At 72.5% G+C, this 17,248-nt stretch carries 14 protein-coding genes, 1 tRNA gene and 2 pseudogenes; 11 read left to right on the top strand and 6 right to left on the bottom strand.

Going from position 1 to position 17,248, the window contains the following annotated elements; all coding sequences use genetic code 11:
• Positions 1–128: 128 nt before the first annotated feature.
• Positions 129–201 (top strand) — tRNA-Ala (locus ACXKR8_RS16355).
• A gap of 20 nt (positions 202–221) precedes the next feature.
• Here the strand turns inward: ACXKR8_RS16355 and ACXKR8_RS16350 are convergent.
• A complete protein-coding gene (locus ACXKR8_RS16350) occupies positions 222–617 on the bottom strand; it encodes a cupin domain-containing protein (RefSeq protein WP_458273643.1) in 396 nt (131 codons plus the stop codon).
• A 128-nt stretch (positions 618–745) separates the two neighbouring features.
• Between ACXKR8_RS16350 and ACXKR8_RS16345 the strand changes: the two genes are divergently transcribed.
• Positions 746–1,276, top strand: coding sequence for an NUDIX hydrolase (locus tag ACXKR8_RS16345; RefSeq protein WP_458273642.1), 531 nt, complete (start codon positions 746–748; stop codon positions 1,274–1,276).
• On the opposite strand, the gene ACXKR8_RS16340 is transcribed toward ACXKR8_RS16345, so the two are convergent.
• The 3 genes and pseudogenes from ACXKR8_RS16340 to ACXKR8_RS16330 all read right to left on the bottom strand — a co-directional run bounded on the left by ACXKR8_RS16340 (position 1,236) and on the right by ACXKR8_RS16330 (position 4,062).
• Positions 1,236–1,961 carry an NADH-ubiquinone oxidoreductase-F iron-sulfur binding region domain-containing protein gene (locus tag ACXKR8_RS16340; RefSeq protein WP_462100682.1) on the bottom strand — a complete coding sequence of 242 codons (726 nt, stop codon included), beginning with the start codon at positions 1,959–1,961 and terminating at the stop codon, positions 1,236–1,238. The genes ACXKR8_RS16345 and ACXKR8_RS16340 overlap by 41 nt on opposite strands.
• Before the next feature lie 272 nt (positions 1,962–2,233).
• A pseudogene (locus tag ACXKR8_RS16335) lies at positions 2,234–2,734 on the bottom strand (oxidoreductase); the annotation flags it as partial.
• An 11-nt stretch (positions 2,735–2,745) separates the two neighbouring features.
• On the bottom strand, positions 2,746–4,062 hold the full coding sequence (locus ACXKR8_RS16330) for a hypothetical protein (protein WP_458273640.1): 1,317 nt from the start codon (positions 4,060–4,062) through the stop codon (positions 2,746–2,748).
• A 282-nt stretch (positions 4,063–4,344) separates the two neighbouring features.
• Here ACXKR8_RS16330 and ACXKR8_RS16325 point away from each other — a divergent pair, with 282 nt between their 5' ends.
• From ACXKR8_RS16325 to ACXKR8_RS16305, 5 genes are all read left to right on the top strand, one after another.
• Positions 4,345–6,486: a S53 family peptidase gene (locus ACXKR8_RS16325; protein ID WP_458273639.1), complete on the top strand. Its 2,142-nt coding sequence runs from the start codon at positions 4,345–4,347 to the stop codon at positions 6,484–6,486.
• A 255-nt stretch (positions 6,487–6,741) separates the two neighbouring features.
• Positions 6,742–9,630, top strand: coding sequence for a leucine--tRNA ligase (leuS, locus tag ACXKR8_RS16320; RefSeq protein ID WP_458273638.1), 2,889 nt, complete (start codon positions 6,742–6,744; stop codon positions 9,628–9,630).
• A 151-nt stretch (positions 9,631–9,781) separates the two neighbouring features.
• Complete coding sequence (locus tag ACXKR8_RS16315; protein ID WP_458273637.1) at positions 9,782–10,357, top strand: hypothetical protein; 576 nt, start codon at positions 9,782–9,784, stop codon at positions 10,355–10,357.
• A gap of 97 nt (positions 10,358–10,454) precedes the next feature.
• On the top strand, positions 10,455–11,294 hold the full coding sequence (locus ACXKR8_RS16310; protein ID WP_458273636.1) for a DegV family protein: 840 nt from the start codon (positions 10,455–10,457) through the stop codon (positions 11,292–11,294).
• Positions 11,295–11,896: 602 nt separating this feature from the next.
• Positions 11,897–12,589, top strand: a complete 693-nt coding sequence (locus ACXKR8_RS16305; protein ID WP_458273635.1) for a helix-hairpin-helix domain-containing protein — start codon at positions 11,897–11,899, stop codon at positions 12,587–12,589.
• Between the two features lie 457 nt (positions 12,590–13,046).
• Here the strand turns inward: ACXKR8_RS16305 and ACXKR8_RS16300 are convergent, their stop codons facing one another.
• Positions 13,047–13,232: a hypothetical protein gene (locus ACXKR8_RS16300; protein ID WP_462100539.1), complete on the bottom strand. Its 186-nt coding sequence runs from the start codon at positions 13,230–13,232 to the stop codon at positions 13,047–13,049.
• A gap of 166 nt (positions 13,233–13,398) precedes the next feature.
• Here ACXKR8_RS16300 and ACXKR8_RS16295 point away from each other — a divergent pair.
• From ACXKR8_RS16295 to cutA, 3 genes and pseudogenes are all read left to right on the top strand, one after another.
• Positions 13,399–13,455 (top strand): annotated as a pseudogene (locus ACXKR8_RS16295) (hypothetical protein); the annotation flags it as partial.
• Positions 13,456–13,531: 76 nt separating this feature from the next.
• Positions 13,532–14,920 carry a ComEC/Rec2 family competence protein gene (locus tag ACXKR8_RS16290; RefSeq protein WP_462100538.1) on the top strand — a complete coding sequence of 463 codons (1,389 nt, stop codon included), beginning with the start codon at positions 13,532–13,534 and terminating at the stop codon, positions 14,918–14,920.
• Positions 14,921–14,946: 26 nt separating this feature from the next.
• Entirely contained in the window at positions 14,947–15,279 is a 333-nt protein-coding gene (gene cutA, locus ACXKR8_RS16285; RefSeq protein WP_458273633.1) for a divalent-cation tolerance protein CutA, read from the top strand.
• Positions 15,280–15,284: 5 nt separating this feature from the next.
• On the opposite strand, the gene ACXKR8_RS16280 is transcribed toward cutA, so the two are convergent.
• On the bottom strand, positions 15,285–16,571 hold the full coding sequence (locus ACXKR8_RS16280; protein ID WP_458273632.1) for an XRE family transcriptional regulator: 1,287 nt from the start codon (positions 16,569–16,571) through the stop codon (positions 15,285–15,287).
• A gap of 231 nt (positions 16,572–16,802) precedes the next feature.
• Between ACXKR8_RS16280 and ACXKR8_RS16275 the strand changes: the two genes are divergently transcribed.
• Positions 16,803–17,003 carry a hypothetical protein gene (locus ACXKR8_RS16275; protein ID WP_458273631.1) on the top strand — a complete coding sequence of 67 codons (201 nt, stop codon included), beginning with the start codon at positions 16,803–16,805 and terminating at the stop codon, positions 17,001–17,003.
• Positions 17,004–17,248: the final 245 nt, after the last annotated feature.

Below are 17,248 nucleotides of genomic sequence, written 5' to 3'. Positions count from 1 at the left end.
GGTTCACCTGGCCTCCCACCTGCGCGGCGGCGCCGGTGGGAGGCCAGGGAAGTGATTGGTAAGCGGGGTCCCCGGACGTGTAGAGTGGGGCATGTCGCCACGGGGAACCGCAGCGCGGCAGGAAACATGGGGCTGTAGCTCAGTTGGTAGAGCGCTTGCATGGCATGCAAGAGGTCCGGGGTTCAATTCCCCGTAGCTCCACAGATCACGATCCCGCCCGGTCACCTCGACCGGGCGGGATCTTCTGCTTCTGGGTCGGGGACTCTGTAGCCGGGGAGGGAGGGCCAGCGAACCGTCAGGACGACTGATTCTTCCTCCGCGTACCAGGAATGGTCGACATCTCGACCCCACACGACGTAGTCGCCCTGCTCGGCGAGGAGCACGCTGCGTTCAGGCAGATCAACGCGGAACTTGCCACTGATCAGGACCAGCAGAGCCGTTCGAGCCTCGCCCGTCACCCACTGGGCCCGCTTGTCACCGCGGGGGTGCACACCCCACTTGATCTCGGCAGCCTCGCTGTGCCGGGGATCGCCGGGGCCCTTGAAGTGTCCGAGCAGCCATCCCCGGTCCAGCGCCGCGTCCCTGCCTGCGTTGCCCACATACACACTGTCGCTCATGCACGCGGACGCTATCAGCCAAGCCGTCACGCTGTTTCGCTGCCGGGGCAGGGGCTGACCAGCGCTTTCTTGGCAGACTTCGGGAAACGATCACCCAGGGCCACCCAGCGCCACCTACGCTGGCGTCCATGGCGGGCGACGAGCAGTCAGTGACGGTGGGCCAGGACGTGGACGTGCCGGTGCCGGTGGACGGGGAGGTCTGGGCGGTCGGGGCGGTGATCCTCAATGCGCGGGGGGAGGCCTTCGCGCAGAAGCGGAGCGCTGATCGTCGGCTCTTTCCCGACGCCTGGGACATCGTGGGCGGCCACGTCGAGCCCGGCGAGACCCTGCTCGAAGCCCTGGCCCGGGAGGTCGAGGAGGAGACCGGCTGGCGGCTTCGGCGCGTGCGGCGGTTCCTCGGGACCACCACCTGGACCGGGGACGACGACGGCAGGCTGCGGCACGAGGCCGACTACCTCGTCGAGGTCGACGGGGATCTGGACGCCCCCGCCCTGGAGTGGTCCAAGCACTCCGGGTACGCCTGGTTCGGTCGGGCCGACCTCCCTCGGCTCAAGGAGAACTGCGCTCCCGGGGACTTCCTGATCCACGAACTGATCGCCCGCGTGCTGACCGAGGAGGTCAGGGACGCAGGCGCAGCGCCAGGGCCGGGCACTGGCTGACGGCGCGGCGGGCGCGGTGGACCAGCCAGGGGGCGATCGGGGTGGTGCCCAGCACCGGGTAGCCGTGCGGGCCCAGGGCGATCAGTTCCGGGGCCAGCGCCGCGCAGAGGCCGTGGCCGTCGCAGCGGGACCAGTCGACCTCCAGGGTCAGCCCCGGCTCCGCGGGCGGCAGCGCGGAGGCGGCGTCCCCCGGCAGCGGCAGCACACCCCGCACCGGGCGTCCGCAGCCGCGGCCCGACTCGTGCACGGCGAGGTCCTCGGCGAAGACGGTCAGCGCGGAGAGGACGAACCTCGCCGTTCCGTCCGGGTGGGCGCAGGCGCCCCTGCCGCGGACCGCGGAGATGGTGCGGCGGGCCTCGTCCAGCGCGGACGGCCCCCCGCCGCCGAGGGCGAGCTGGGCCAGGGCGTCGGCGGCGTTGGGCAGGCCGAGCCGGCAGGGCCCGCACTGTCCGGCGGACTCGGCGGCCAGCCAGGCGGTGACCCGGGCCACCTCGCCGATCGGGCAGGTGCCGGCCGGCAGCGAGACCACCGCTCCCGCGCCGAGCGTGCCGCCCACGGCCGCGAGCCCGGCCCAGGAGACGGGAGCGTACGCGGCGTCCTGGGGCCGGAGCCAGGCGCCGTGGTAGCCGCCGACGAGCAGGCCCTGCCCGGGCGGGATGCCGCAGGCGTCCAGCACCCGTCCCATCGGCGCGCCCGCCGGGATCTCGACCACCAGCGGCGGCAGCTCCGGGCGGGTGAGGGTGAGCAGCAGTGTGCCGGGTTCGGCCGGGGTGCCGACCACGGCGTAGCCGTCCGGGCCCAGCCGGGCGGCGATGGCGAGTTGGGCGTAGGTCTCGGCGTTGGAGAGCAGGGTGGGGCGGCCGCGGACGCCCGCGGGGCCGCCGTCGTGGCGCGGGCGCGCCGGGCCGGTGGGACGGCGGGCAGCCCGGAGATGCCCCGGATCAGCGCGCCGGACTCGCCCGAGACAAAGCGCTCGGGCAGGCACACCGTCCGGGTGGGGCAGGGCAGTCGGTGGGCGGAGCCGTCGGACTCGCGCTTCCGTTCGGCGATCGCCCGGGGGATCGAGGTCTCGCCCGGGCCGCCGGCGGCCACGCCGATGATGATCTCCTCGGCGCCGAAGGCCGCCGCGGCGAGGCAGGCGCCGTCCAGGATCAGGTGCGGGGCGCGGGCGAGCAGCATCCGGTCCTTGGCGCTGGCCGGTTCACCCTCGGTGGCGTTGACGACCACGACCAGCGGCTGCCGGGTGCGCTCCCCGGCGGCCAGTGCGGCCCGCGCCTTGCGGGCGAACGGAAAGCCGGCCCCGCCGCGTCCGCGCAGGTCAAGGCGTTCGACCAGGTCGAGCAGGGCGACCCGGCCGAAGCGGGGCAGCGGACCGTGGGCGGTGCGGTGGCGGGGCAGGTCGAGCCGGGCGTACTGGTCGAGTCCGGCGGTGAGCCGGGCCGGTCCCAGCCGCAGCACGTCCGGGGCGCTCACCAGCCGCCGCCGTGCTCGTGGGTCGAACCCTGGTAGGGGGCAGCGCCGTTGAGGTACACGCTGGCGGCTCCGGGCGCCTCCGGGAAACCCGGCACCCCCTGCGGCGGGGTGTCCCAGCTGAGGGCGCTCCAGGCGGCCCACGCCCCGCTGTCGTCCATCCAGTCCGGGGCCGCGGCCGCGGCGGGGGAGGGGGCCGGGGCGTAGGGGGTGGCGAACAGGTCGCCGGGGACGGAGAAACCGTGCGGCGGCGTCTCGGCGAGGGTCGGATGCGGGCGGGCCTGGCCGTCGCCGGACCAGGGCGAAGGGACCGGGTAACCGTAGGCCGCCTCGGCGTACTGCGGCTGGTAGGGGTACGCGGCGTGCTGGGCGTAGTCGGGGCCGGGGAGCTGCACCGGCTCGGGCACGGGGTGGGCCGCCGGGGGCGCCATCGAAGCCGCTGCCGAGCCCGCCATCGAAGCCGAAGCCGAAGCTGCCGCCGGCCCCGCCGGCTCGGCGTAGACCGAGAACTGTCCGTGGGTGGCGAGCGACAGCGACTCCTCGTCCACCGCGCCCTTGACCGTGCGTGGCCGGTAGGCCCGCAGCGTCCGGACGTTCCGGCGGCGGGCGGAGCCGCGTCCGGTCGCGCCCAGCAGTCGGACCAGCAGGGCCAGCGCGACCGCCGCCGCGCACAGCCCGTAGCTCCAGAGCACCCACACCGCCGCCGCCCGACCCGCCGTCAGGCCGTGCGCCAGCGCGATCGGCCAGCAGGCGTAGGCGCCGCTGTGCAGCACCCGCCACAGCCACGGCCGACGACTGCCGGCGAACCGGCCGCGTACCGCGCCGGTCGCCGCGGTCAGCACCAGCAGGTCCGCGGCGAGGGTGCCGAGCCCCACCGCGAAGGTGGCTCCGCCGCCGAACGGCAGCAGCGCGACCAGCGGGGTCGCGTCCTGCTCGGCGATCTTCACCGCGATATGGGTGGCCAGGAAGCCCAGCGCCGCGACCGAGGTGGCCCGGTGCACCGACTGCATGGCGACCCGGTGCCGGGCGCTGAGCACCAGCCGGTCGGTCGCGGCGAGCCCGCAGACCACCGCGGCGGTGAGCGAGAGCAGGGTGAAGACCCCGGCGAAGTAGTCGAGGAAGGCCATGAACCGCCCCGCGGTCCCGGCCACTGCCCCGCTCATGCCGGGTGCGCCCGGGCCCCCGCCGAGGGCCCGGATCGCGGTCGCCCCGATGGTCACGGCGGCGCAGACCAGGATCAGGAACAGCGGAAAGGACAGGGCGTGCGGGCGCCCGGTGCGCCTGGTACGCCGGATGTGCCTGGTACGGGCGGTCATCATCAGCCTCCGACTCGTCCTGCATCCCCCGAATCGTGATGTGGCCGTGATGCTAGCCGGACAACCTGAGCTGTCCATCAGGTCCGCGGAAACCCCGTACGGAGGTGAGCGAGATGCCATACGGTTCGCGCACCCGAGCGACTTAGACAACAACATCCGGCAATAGACCCGAACTGATGAATATTCAGCTGCCGATCCGTCGATCGGCGGCACTCGACATTCGGCCCTCTCCCGCTGCTGCGCATTCTTCACACAAGTGCGCCCATCGAGGAGAGGTACCCCATGCGTTTCAGCAGACCCCGACCCACCTCCCGTTTCGGCCCCAGAGCCGGTACGGCCGCCCTGGTGGCGGTACCGCTGCTGATCGGCGGTCTGGTCGGCGGCGCCCCCGCCGGGGCCGAGGCGCAGTCCGCGCGGGTGGCCATCCCCGGCACCCGGCCGGCCTGGGCCGCGCCCGCCGCCGACCGGGGTGAGGTCGCCGCCTCCTCCCAGGTGACCGTCCGGGTCTACCTGGCCGGGCGGGATCGGGCCGGGCTGGCCGCGCTGGCGACTGCGGTCTCCGATCCGCGATCGGCCTCGCACGGGCACTTCCTGACCGCGGCTCAGGTCAAGGCCAGGTTCGGCTCCACGCCGGCCCAGGCGGCGGCCGTCCGCGGCTGGCTCACCTCGGCCGGATTCGGCGTGGTCGCGGTCACCCCGCACTTCCTCACCGTCAAGGGCGACGCCGCCGCCGTCCGCAAGGCCTTCGGCACCGCGCTGCACTCCTATCGCAAGGGCGGCCACACCTACCGCGCCCCGGCCGTCGCCGCCACCGTCCCGGCCTCGATCGCCGCGTCGGTGCTCTCGGTGACCGGCCTGGACAACGCCCCGCACCTGATGCGGCCGAGCAACGCCGCCGCCGGGGACGGCTCGGGCGCGGACGCCCCTGGTGCTGAAGCCTCCTCCCGCCGCGACCTGCTGCCGCCGCCCGGCGACGCGCTGGCCGTCTCCGGCCCCTTCTCGTCCTACTTCGGGGCCGCGCCGGCCACCGGTACCCCCAAGGCGTACGGGCAGACGCAGCCCTACGCGCTCAGCGGCTATACCGGCGCCCAGCTGCGCCGCGCCTACGGCGTCGCGGCGAGCGGGCTGACCGGTTCCGGGGTCACCGTCGCCGTGGTCGACGCCTACGACTCGCCGACGCTCGGCGACGACACCGCCGCCTACTCCGCCGCACACGGCGAAGCCCCGTACCGCCCAGGGCAGTTGACCCGGATCGGCCCGGCCGACTGGAGCCACACCTACGCCTTCAGCCCGGACACCTTCCCGGACGGCTGCGGCGCCTCCGGCTGGTACGGCGAGCAGACCCTGGACGTGGAGGCGGTGCACGGGGTCGCCCCCGACGCCGACATCCTCTACTCGGCGGCCTCCGACTGCGGCGACGACGCCTTCACCGACGCCCTCGGCCGGATCGTGGACGACCGGCTCGCGGACATCGTCAGCAACTCCTGGGGCGAGGCCGAGGAGACCGGCAGCGACCCGGCCGCCGACCCGGTCTACGACGACATCTTCCAGCGCGGCGCGGTCGAGGGGATCGGGTTCTACGTGGCCACCGGCGACGACGGCGACTTCGCCGCCGCCATGGGCGCGGGCAAGCAGGCGCCGATGCCGGCCTCGCTGCCCTGGGTGACCGCCGTCGGCGGCACCTCGCTGGCCACCGACCGCAACGGCGACTACCGCTTCGAGACCGGCTGGGGCAGCGACACCTCCCCGCTGTCCAAGGACGGGACGTCCTGGGGCAGGCTGCCCGGCGCCTTCTCCAGCGGATCCGGCGGCGGCACCAGCCAGCGCGTGCCCGAGCCGTCCTACCAGCAGAAGGTCGTCCCCGAGCGGCTGGCCACGGCCAACGGCGGGCACTACCGGGTGACCCCGGACGTCGCCGCGGTCGGCGACCCGGGGACCGGCTTCCTGGTCGGCCAGACCCAGACCTGGCCGGACAACAGCGTCCACTACGGCGAGTACCGGATCGGCGGCACCTCGCTGGCCACCCCCGTCTTCTCCGCCATCCAGGCGCTGGCCCAGCAGGCCCAGGGCACCCCGCTGGGCTTCGCCAACCCGGCGCTCTACCAGCGCTACGGCACCGCCGCGTACCACGACGTCACCGACACCCCGGCGGGTGCGCCGGCCACCCCGGCGATGGTCCGCACCGACTTCCGCAACGGCGTCAACAACGCCAACGGACTCGTCACCACGCTGCGGACGATGGGGCACGACTCCTCGCTGCAGGCGGTCAAGGGCTTCGACAATGTGACCGGCGTCGGCTCGCCCGCCGCGGGCTACCTGGCCTCGTACCGTCCGGCCCCGAAGGGCGCCAAGGGACCCGGCGCCGCCAAGGGCCCGGTCGCCGCGAAGGGCCCGCACGGCATCAGCACCCCGCGGACGCCGTAGCAGGAAAAGCCGTAGCGGCAGCAACCGCAGCGGGAGAAGAGGCAGGCGTACGGTCCGGGCGCTGCGGTACCCTGTGCCCATGCGATCCGTGCGCCTGCTTCTTAGCCGGCCGCGCTGACAACGAGCCGACTTCCAGTCGGAGTCAGCGTGGCGACCCCTCATGTGAGGGGTCTTTCTGTTTTCCGGCACCCCCGGACCCCTCCGGACCGGACCGAGCAGTCGGCAGCGAGCAACCCCTGATGGAGTCTGAGGACGATGAGCGAGACCACACCCGAGGCGCCCGAGGCGTACCGCTACACCCCCGCGCTGGCCGCGAGGATCGAGCGCGAATGGCAGGACCGCTGGGAGCGTGAGCGCGTCTTCGACGCCCCCAACCCGGTCGGCAGCCTGGCCGACGCCGATTCCGACCTGGCCTCGCGTCCGCACGCGTTCATCATGGACATGTTTCCGTACCCCTCGGGGAACGGCCTGCACGTCGGCCACCCGCTGGGCTTCATCGCCACCGACGTCTACGCCCGCCACATGCGGATGACCGGCCACAATGTGCTGCACACCATGGGCTTCGACGCCTTCGGCCTGCCGGCCGAGCAGCACGCCGTGGCGACCGGCACGCACCCCCGGGTGTCCACCGAGGCCGCGATGGCCATGTACCGCAAGCAGCTGCGGCACCTGGGCCTGGGCCACGACTCGCGGCGGTCGATCGCCACCATCGACCCCGCGTACTACAAATGGACCCAGTGGATCTTCCTGCAGATCTTCAACTCCTGGTACGACCCGGAAGCTGACGCGGCACGGCCGATCACCGAACTGGTCGCCCGCTTCGAGCGCGGCGAGCAGGCCACCCCGGACGGCCGCGCCTGGGCCGCGCTGAGCCCGGCCGAGCGCGGCGAGGTGCTGAGCGACTACCGGCTGGCCTACATCAAGATGGCCCCGGTCAACTGGTGCCCCGGGCTGGGCACCGTGCTGGCCAATGAGGAGGTCACCGCGGACGGCCGCTCCGAGCGCGGCAACTTCCCGGTGTTCAAGTCCAACCTGCGCCAGTGGATGATGCGGATCACCGCCTACGGCGACCGGCTGATCGAGGATCTGGACCTGCTGGACTGGCCGGACGCGATCAAGCTGCAGCAGCGCAACTGGATCGGCCGCAGCGAGGGCGCCAAGGTCGACTTCACGGTCACCGGACAGGCCGCCGAGGCCGCAGGCGGCGCGGCGATCACCGTCTTCACCACCCGCCCGGACACCCTGTTCGGCGCCACCTACATGGTGCTGGCCCCCGAGCACGCGCTGGTCGACGGCATCGTCCCGGACGCCTGGCCCTCGGCCGGACTGCCGGAGGAGTGGACCGGCGGGTACTCCACCCCCGCCGAGGCCGTCGCCGCCTACCGCAAGCAGGCCGCGAGCAAGTCGGACATCGAGCGCCAGGCCGACGCCAAGGCCAAGACCGGCGTCTTCACCGGCGCGTACGCGACCAACCCGGTCAGCGGCGAGCAGGTCCCGGTCTTCATCGCCGACTACGTGCTGATGGGCTACGGCACCGGCGCGATCATGGCCGTGCCGGCCCACGACGTCCGCGACTTCGCCTTCGCCCGCGCCTTCCGGCTGCCGGTGCGCTGCGTGGTCCAGCCCAGCGACGACCGCGGCACCGACGCCTCGACCTGGGACGACGCCTTCGTCTCCTACGACGCGGCGATCGTGAACTCCGCCAACGCCGAGATCTCGCTGGACGGCCTGGGCGTGGTCGACGCCAAGAAGGCCATCACCGACTGGCTGACCGAGCGGGGCATCGGCGCCGGCACCGTCAACTTCAAGCTGCGCGACTGGCTGTTCAGCCGCCAGCGCTACTGGGGCGAGCCCTTCCCGATCGTCTACGACGAGGACGGCGTGGCGCACCCGCTGCCCGAGTCGATGCTGCCGGTCGAGCTGCCCGAGATCGACGACTACTCGCCGCGCACCTTCGACCCCGATGACGCCGACACCTCGCCGGAGACCCCGCTGTCCCGCCGCGAGGACTGGGTCACCGTCGAGCTGGACCTGGGCCGCGGCGAGGGCGTGCGGACGTACCGGCGCGAGACCAACACCATGCCCAACTGGGCCGGCTCCTGCTGGTACGAGCTGCGCTACGTCGACCCGGACAACAGCGAGCAGGTGGTCGACCCGGTCAACGAGCGCTACTGGATGGGCCCCGACGCCGCCAAGCCGGCCGGCGGCGCGGACCTGTACGTCGGCGGAGCCGAGCACGCGGTGCTGCACCTGCTGTACGCGCGGTTCTGGCACAAGGTGCTGTTCGACCTGGGCCACGTCAGCTCCAAGGAGCCGTTCCACAAGCTGTTCAACCAGGGCATGATCCAGGGCCATGTCTACCGCGACGCCCGCGGCTTCCCGGTCCCCGCGGCCGAGGCCGAGGAGCGCGACGGCGCCTGGTACTACGAGGGCGAGCCGGTCAGCCGGGAGATCGGCAAGATCGGCAAGTCGCTGAAGAACGTGATCGCCCCGGAGGAGGTCACCGACGCCTACAGCGTGGACACCCTGCGCCTGTACGAGATGGCGATGGGCCCGCTGGACGTCTCCCGCCCCTGGGACACCCGCGCGGTGGTCGGCTCGTTCCGCTTCCTGCAGCGGCTGTGGCGCACCGTCGTGGACGAGGAGACCGGCGCGGTCGTCGTCACCGACGAGGAGCCGGACGAGGCGACACTGCGGGCGCTGAACAAGGCCATCGACGGCATCCGCGGCGACCTGGCCGGGCTGAAGTTCAACACCGCCGTGGCGAAGGCCACCGAGCTGAACAACTTCCTGGTCAAGCGCGGCAGCACACCGCGGGTCGTGGCCGAGCAGGCGGTGCTGCTGGTCGCGCCGCTGGCCCCGCACATCGCCGAGGAGCTGTGGCAGCGGCTGGGCCACCAGGAGTCGCTGGCGCACGAGGCGCTGCCGGTGGCCGACCCCGCCTACCTGGTGGACGACACGGTGACCTGCGTGGTCCAGGTCAAGGGCAAGGTCAAGGCCCGGCTGGAGGTCCCGCCGTCGATCGCCGACGCCGACCTGGAGGCGCTGGCGCTGGGCGACGCCGCGGTACGGGCGGCGATCGCCGGGGCCGAGGTGCGCAAGGTGATCGTCCGGGCGCCGAAGCTGGTCAACATCGTCGTCTGAATCGTCAGCTGACCCGCGCCGGGGAACCCCTGAGGTTTCCCTGATCTGTCCCGGATGACCGGTTGTGGCGGCCGGACTGCTGTTCCATGGGGCTACCGTGGGACGACAGTCCGGCCGTTCTGTCGAGCAGTTCACTGTGGAGGGAGCCGTCGTGGTAGCGCTGGCCATTGTTCTGGGCATCCTGGTGCTGTTCTTCGGGAGTGCGGCGGCCGTCACCGCGCTGGTGGTGGTGAAGACCAAGCGCGCCCTCCGCCGCGCCGCGCCGCAGGCCAAGCGGGCGGTGGAGGACGTCGGCATCAAGGCCCGCTCGCTCACCAGGGGCGGTGTGCACGGACGGGTGGCCGCCCTGCGCAGCGAGGTGCGCGGCGCGCTGGCCGCCTCCCGGCGGGTGCTGGAGACCGGCGCCCCGAGCGATCCGCAGCTGGTCGAGGCACTGGGCCTGCTGGCCCGGCTGGACGCGCACGCGTCCGAGCTCGACGCGGAACTGCGGCTGCTGGAGCGGGAACCGGACACCGAGCGGGTCGAGGCGCGGTTCGCGCACGCCAAGGAGCGCGGCGAGCGGATCGTCCATCTGGCCTCCTCGCTGCGCTGGGCCGCCCAGGACCGGCAGCACCGGTTCACTGACGACGACCTCGCCCGGCTCGGCGAGGAGTGCGAGGCGGAGGCGGGCGCGCTGCGGCACTGGGCGCCGGTCGCGGTCGAGGCCGATCCGCTGCGAAAGGCCTGACGCCTGAACGCCGTCCGACCGACACGTGCCGTTGCCGGTGGCGTCACCTGGGCTTTGTCCCTGTCCCTCGCCTCCGCGGCCAGGTAATCTCCGGGACATGCCCGTCGCGCTCGTCACCGATTCCACCGCCTATCTCTCCGACGAGGCGGTCTCCCGTCACAGGGTGGACGTGGTGCCGCTGAGCGTGGTGATGGGGGACACGGATCTGGAGGAGGGCGTCGGAGTCGCGCCGGGGGACGTCGCCGCCGCGCTGCGGGCCCGGGTCCATGTCACCACCTCCCGGCCCAGCCCCGAGGCCTTCGCCACCGCGTACCGCGCGGCGGCCGAGCGGGGCGCCACCGGGATCGTCTCGCTGCACCTGTCGGCCGAGCTGTCCGGGACGTACGAGGCCGCGGTGCTGGCCGCCGAGGACGCGCCGGTCCCGGTCCGGGTGGTGGACACCAGGATGGTCGCGATGGCCCTGGGCTATCCGGTGCTGACCGCGGCCGAGGTGGCCCAGGCGGGCGGCAGCCTGGACGAGGTCGCCGCCGCCGCAGAGAAGCGGGCCGCCGCCACCACCGGGTTCTTCTACGTCGACACCCTGGAGTACCTGCGGCGGGGCGGCCGGATCGGCGCGGCCGCGGCCATGCTGGGCTCGGCGCTGGCGGTGAAACCGTTGCTGCACCTGGCCGACGGCCGGATCCAGCCACTGGAGAAGGTACGGACGTCCAGCAAGGCCATCGCCAGGCTGGAGGAGATCGCGATCGCCCAGGCCGGGACGGCCGAGGTGGACCTGGCGGTGCATCACCTGGCCTCGGAGGCGGCCGCGCGGGCGCTGGCCGAGCGGCTGCGGGAACGGGTCCCTGGGCTGCGGGAGCTGTATGTGGGGGAGGTGGGCGCGGTGATCGGCGCCCATGTCGGCCCCGGGCTGCTGGGGGTCGTGGTGTCACCGCGCTGAGCCGTCTTCCACCCTTCCGGGTGACGGTTCTATGCACACCCCCCGAGTTGTCCACAGGGCATCAGCAACCGTGCTGGGCAGGTGCTTTGCGGGTCTAGCGTCGGCGCCATGAGAACCGTGCTGCCCGGCTCGCACCGGGATTCCATGGACGACCTGGTGCGCCAGCGAATGGACACGCTGTTCGGCGGGGAGCGGCCGGGCCCTTCCGTGCGCCCCGGGCAGGCCGGGGGTCCGGGCAGGGCCGGGCAGCCTGGCTCTGCCGGGCGCGGCGGGCGCCCCGGCCGCGCCGGCCAGTTCAGCCAACCCGTGGCCCCTGACCGGCCAGGCCCCTATGGCTGGCCCGGCCACCCCAGGCAGTCCAGCCACCCTGGCCATCCCGGCCCATCTGACCCGTTCGACCTGCCCGACCTGCCCGACCACCCCGACCACCCCGACCACCCCGATCACCCCGACCTGTTCGCGCCGCGACGGTCCGCGCCGCGACGGGTGCGGGTGGCGCCGCCCCGGCTCCGCTTCCGCCGCCACGGGCGGATCCGGTGCCGGCCGAGGAACCCGCGCCCGTGCCGATCCTGCCGCGTCCTCGGCCCCGGACCCCGCTCTCAGTGTCCGCGCGGGTCCGCTCCCTGCTGCCGCTCGGCCTGCAGGAGCGGCTCGACCTCGACCGCCGCGCGGTGGTCGGCCTCTGCGTCCTGCTGGTCCTCGCCCTGGGCTACGGGGTGCAGCACTTCTGGGCGGGCCGCCCCGAGCCTGTGGCTGTCCCCGTCGCCGAGCCGGCCGGGCAGCCCGCGTCCACCGGCTCTCCCGTCTCCCTGGGCCCCACCACCCGCACAACCACCGGGACCGCCGGTACTGCTGGGACCGCCGGAAGCGCCGGGACCGGCGTGATCGTGGATGTCGCCGGCCGGGTCCGCAGCCCGGGGGTGCGGACGCTGCGCCCCGGCTCCCGGGTCCAGGACGCACTGCGTGCCGCCGGAGGCGCCCTGACCGGCACCGACCTGACCAGCCTGAACCTGGCCAGGATGGTCAACGACGGCGAGGAGATCATCGTCGGCGGGGTGGCGGCTGCGGCAGCCCCGGGCGCCCCGGGCGCCCCCGCGGCAGGCAGCCCGCTGAGCCTCAACGCCGCCACGGTGGAGCAGCTCGACGCGCTGCCCGGCCTGGGCCCGGTGCTGGCCAAGCGCATCATCCAGTACCGCGACCAGCACGGCGGATTCCGCTCGGTCGACGACCTCCGCCAGATCAGCGGATTCGGCGAGCGCCGGCTCAAAGACCTCCGCGCCCTGCTCCGACCCTGAGGAGGGGAGCAGCACCCATGGACCAGCCACCCTCCACCGACCCGACGTCCGCCGACCCCACCTCGACCGACCCGCCGTCCACTGACCCGACGTCCACCGACCCGCCGCCCCAGGACCTCCGCCTGGTCGGCCCCGCCCTGACCGCATGGGCCACCGCCGCAGCCCTGCTCGGGGTCGGCTCCGCCGGCGTGCCATGGGTACGCCTGGCAGCACTGCTCGCCGCAGCCTCCGCGCTGCTCCTGCTCCTTCGCTCCGGCCGTTCCCGCCACTCGGGCAGCCGTTGTGGCCCGCTGGCCGGCCTGCTGCTCAGTGCGGGCGCGGCGGCTGTCGCCACCACGCTGGCCACCGCCGACCTGCATCGCGGCCCGCTGCCCGAACTCGCCCGTCGCCAGGCGACCGTGACCGTTGAGCTGACCGTCACCAAGGACCCGCGGCAGGGACAAGGCGGGATCGCTCCCTACGCCGTGTTCCAGGCCACCGTCGACCGGGTCGGTGCGACCGCCGTCAGAACCCCGGTCGTGGTGATCGCCCAGTCCAGAGGAAAGGGCCCAGGCCGGGGCATCGACGACTGGCTCGCGCTACTCCCCTCCACCAGGCTGACCGTCCAGGCCCGGCTGCGGGAGACCGCGCCCGGCGGGGACACGGCCGCCCTCCTGCTCACCCGCGGCCCACCGCAGGTGCTGGCACCGCCCGGGCAGGTGCAGCGGTTGGCCGGGGCCCTCCGCGCCGGGCTCCGCCGCGCCAGCGCCCCGCTCGCGCCCGACCCCAGGGCCCTGCTGCCGGGCCTGGTGGTGGGTGACACCAGCCGGATGCCCGCCGACCTGGAGGAGGCCTTCCTCGCCACCGACCTCGCCCACATCACCGCGGTCAGCGGTGCCAACCTCAGCATTCTGCTGGTCCTGCTGATCGGCGCGGCCTCCCGCTCCCGCACTCCTGAGCGCGGTGGGCTGGCTGCCCGGCTCGGGCTGCCGCTGCGAACCCACCGCCCTGGTCGGGGCGTTGCTGACGGCCTGTTTCGTCATCCTCTGCCGACCCGATCCCAGCGTGCTGCGGGCCGCCACCACCGGCCTGATCATGCTGCTGGCCCTCGCCACGGGCCGCCGGGCCGCCGCGCTCTCGGCCCTCTGCGGCGCCACCCTGCTGCTGATGCTGGTCGACCCTTGGCTGGCCCGCTCCTACGGGTTCGCGCTGTCGGCCCTGGCCACCGCCGGGATCCTGGTCCTCGGCCGACGCTGGGCCGAGGCCCTGGTGCACCGGGGTTGGCCGGAACGGCTTGCCGAGGCGATCGGCTGCGCGGCGTCCGCCCAGGCCATGTGCGGTCCGCTGCTCGCGCTCAAGGCGGCCAGGGTCAGCGTGGTGGCCATCCCCTGCAATCTGCTCGCCGAGATCGCGGTCGCCCCGGCCACCCTGCTCGGCTTCGCCGCCCTGGCGGCAGCGCCGGTGTCGATGATGGCAGCCGTGCTGCTGGCCAGGCTGGCCGCCGTCCCGACCGGCTGGATCATCCTGCTGGCCCGCTGGGCCGCCGACCTGCCCGGGGCGGAGCTGGCCTGGCCGGGCGGCTGGGGCGGCGCACTGCTGCTGGTCGCCGTCACCTGCGCGGCGGTCGCCTGCCTGCCGGTGCTGCGCCACCCCTTCGTCGCCGTCGGGCTGACGCTGGCGCTGCTCGCCCTGCTGCTGCGACCTGCCCCGCTGACCCGGCTGGTCACCGGCTGGCCGCCGCCGCACTGGCGGGTGGTCGCCTGCGACGTCGGCCAGGGCGACGCCCTGGTGATCTCCTCGGGGACGGCGCCGGACACCGCCCTGGTGATCGACGCCGGACCCGACCCGCACGCCGTCGACAGCTGTCTGCGCAGCCTGGAGGTCACCCGGATCCCGCTGCTGCTGCTCACCCACGACCACGCCGACCACGCCGAGGGCCTGCCCGGGGTGCTGCACGACCGCGAGGTGGGCGCCATCGAGACCACCCCGGACCAGGACCCGCCCGCCGAATGGGCCAGGATCCGGCGTTGGTCCGGGGCGGCGCACGTCCCGCTGCTGCAGGCCGCCCCCGGCGAGCGCCGCAGCCTGGGCGACCTGCACTGGCAGGTGCTCTGGCCGGACGGCCCGTTGGACGCCGGCACCCCAGGGCCCAACAACGCCAGTGTGGCCCTGCTGGTCACCACCCCGCAGCTGCGGATGGCCTTCCTCGGCGACCTGGAACCGCCCGCCCAGTCCCGACTGCTGGACCACCTCGCCGACTACCCGGCGCTGCGCCACGTCGACGTCCTCAAGGTGGCCCACCACGATTTCACTAAAGGGTATCAAGATTGCCAGCTTGGGACCGTTCCGTGATCCTCCATCATCTAGGCTCGATCCCATTGACTGACTTCGTGCAGGTGTCGACAGCAACGGAGAGCCGGGGGGCGGCTGAATCGCTGGCCCGATCGGTGGTGGAGGGGCGACTTGCGGCCGGTGCGCAGATCATCGGGCCGGTGATCTCGGCGTTCTGGCACCTGGGGGAGTTCGGGACGGGGGAGGAGTGGCGTCTGCTACTCACGACCCGTGCCGATCGGTACGCCGAACTGGAGGCGCACCTGTTGAAGCATCACCCCTGGAAGAATCCAGAGATCATCGCGGTGCCCATCGTCAACGGCTCGGCCTCATGCCTCAAGTGGATCAGTAGTTCAACGGAGGCAGAGACGGCGGTTTGATGCCGTCACGCCATCGCCTTCTCTAGGACCTGGGCAACCTGCGGTAGTTCACGGTGCGCTGTTAGCTGCCGCAGGACGGGGGTAATGCGCTCACGAGGACGAACCGAGGCCACTCCAGCGGAAAGATCCAGGACTCGACTGGTTACGTCGGCGGCCTGTTCGATCTCCCCCGCTGCGAGGTACGACTCTGCCAACCAGCACGAATACAGGGCCTTGTCGCGTGCGTGCGTGTCGTTGAAACCAGCAAGGACCTGCTCCAACACAGGTACGGCGCGCAGAGGCCGGCGGAGTTCCGTCCAACAGCGGCCGGTCATGATCGACAGCTCGTTGTGATCCACCCACGCAACCCAATCGGGCTGGGGGGTGTCGTCAAGCGACGAAAGGGCCACCTCGGCGATTCCGAGGGAGCGTTCAGTCTCAACGGCGTTCCCATTGATCGCATGAGCCCATGCGAGGCGCTCATGGAGAAGGGCTCGGACTTGGGCAGGCGCGGCGGGGCCTGCCCGGTGACATGACTCGACAGCGGTAACGACAGCTGCGCGGGGGTCTGCGTCGATCTTGAGGTAGGCAAGAAATGCGAGGGCATTCCCGGCAAGAGCGGCATCTTGGGCTTCCGTGGCGGCCTTCAGGCTCTCCAGGTATAGGTTCAGGGCAGCAGCATGATCTCCGGCATCGAATGCTGCCCAACCGGCCTGCTGGGCCTGCTCGGCAGCGACGGACAGCATGGCCCGTTGTATATCCTCGGTGCTGCTTGCGTCACGGAGTTTCGCCTTTGTGGACAGGTACTCACGCAAGTAGATGGGGTAGGTGTCGCCTCCTCCAAGGATGTCGTCAAGCCTACGTAGGCGCGCGGTGCGGCGTCGCAGTTTGTCCGGCAGGTCAGGACCAATGCGAGAGCCCGTGCTGAGTTGGGCCAGCTCGGGCAAGTCGAGGATGAGGCTGGCCCCTAGGGCAGATGTGGCTTTGAAGAGGTCTCTGCGCAACACTCGTTGGTCTCCGTCTCCGCCTGCTACGGCGCCCTGAACTGCCGTCGTGCCAGACCGCGCAGTTGGCCTGCTCGCCTCCCACGGGCGCGGGGCGAGACGGAGTAGGTGGCCCGGAATTCGGAGCGCGTCGGCGATCTCCGCGATCTTCTCATAGGAGGTGATGCGGCCTATGCCTCTGGCCAAAGTTCCCACACGTGCGGGCTTGATGTCGCATTCTGCGGCGATCTTCGAGTAGCTGATCCTGCCCCATTTGCGAGCGAGGGCGAAGACCTGGCCGAAGTCGTGCGTGGCGAGGGCGGCCCGCATGTCAGGGCGGTCAATTACCGTCTGTGGTAAGGCCGTTGGCGGTTGATAGTTGGCCACTTGACATCCCCGTAGAACGCGCTGATCACGGTGCGTAGTAACCCTTTAACCGTAAGGGTACCCATGATGGGTACCCCCGTGATGGGGAAGCGGGCACTCCCGACCTGGCGGCACCCTACTCATCAGGGCGCTGGGAGTCACCTGGGGCTAGGTGCAGGGACGGTGGTGGGTGCTATGGAGCTTGTCGACCCGGCGGCTTCGCCGTTTCCCGAGTTGGAGTGGGATCGGTCAATCCATCTCTGGTTTGTCAAGATCGGCGATGGGCGGATCAGAGGCGACGACGGCGAAGTGCGCTCCTGGATTGGCTTCAACGCTGCCTATGACGTGATGCGGGGCCTGGAGCGGGCGGCTTGTCCTGACGGGCGGTGGTTGTGATGGCTGTTGAGCGACCGTTGGTGCCGGAGATCGGTACCTGGGTGGTGGACACGCGCACGGATCGAACCGCGATGGTGACCGATGTCCGTGCGGGTCGGCTGTACCTGCGTCCGCCCGGGTGGGGGGATGAGTGGGAGGCGATGCCCGCGCATGTACGCCCGGCCACGAAATCGGAGTCGCTGTCCGCGCGCGTGACCGAGCTGAACCAGCTTAGCCGGACTGGGGGTTGGTTGTGATGGGTCGGC

Source organism: Streptacidiphilus sp. PAMC 29251 (assembly GCF_054208735.2).
Note: the sequence above shows the minus strand (reverse complement) of the source record. Positions and strands in the feature narration are given on the sequence as shown.

Bases quoted from the DNA above. Each gene is read 5' to 3' on its own strand.
- ACXKR8_RS16345 (WP_458273642.1), top strand. From the start codon at position 746: ATGGCGGGCGACGAGCAGTCAGTGACGGTGGGCCAGGACGTGGACGTG.
- ACXKR8_RS16275 (WP_458273631.1), top strand. From the start codon at position 16,803: ATGGAGCTTGTCGACCCGGCGGCTTCGCCGTTTCCCGAGTTGGAGTGG.
- ACXKR8_RS16280 (WP_458273632.1), bottom strand. From the start codon at position 16,571: ATGCGGGCCGCCCTCGCCACGCACGACTTCGGCCAGGTCTTCGCCCTC.
- leuS (WP_458273638.1), top strand. From the start codon at position 6,742: ATGAGCGAGACCACACCCGAGGCGCCCGAGGCGTACCGCTACACCCCC.
- ACXKR8_RS16325 (WP_458273639.1), top strand. From the start codon at position 4,345: ATGCGTTTCAGCAGACCCCGACCCACCTCCCGTTTCGGCCCCAGAGCC.
- ACXKR8_RS16350 (WP_458273643.1), bottom strand. From the start codon at position 617: ATGAGCGACAGTGTGTATGTGGGCAACGCAGGCAGGGACGCGGCGCTG.
- ACXKR8_RS16340 (WP_462100682.1), bottom strand. From the start codon at position 1,961: ATGGGACGGGTGCTGGACGCCTGCGGCATCCCGCCCGGGCAGGGCCTG.
- ACXKR8_RS16310 (WP_458273636.1), top strand. From the start codon at position 10,455: ATGCCCGTCGCGCTCGTCACCGATTCCACCGCCTATCTCTCCGACGAG.
- ACXKR8_RS16330 (WP_458273640.1), bottom strand. From the start codon at position 4,062: ATGACCGCCCGTACCAGGCACATCCGGCGTACCAGGCGCACCGGGCGC.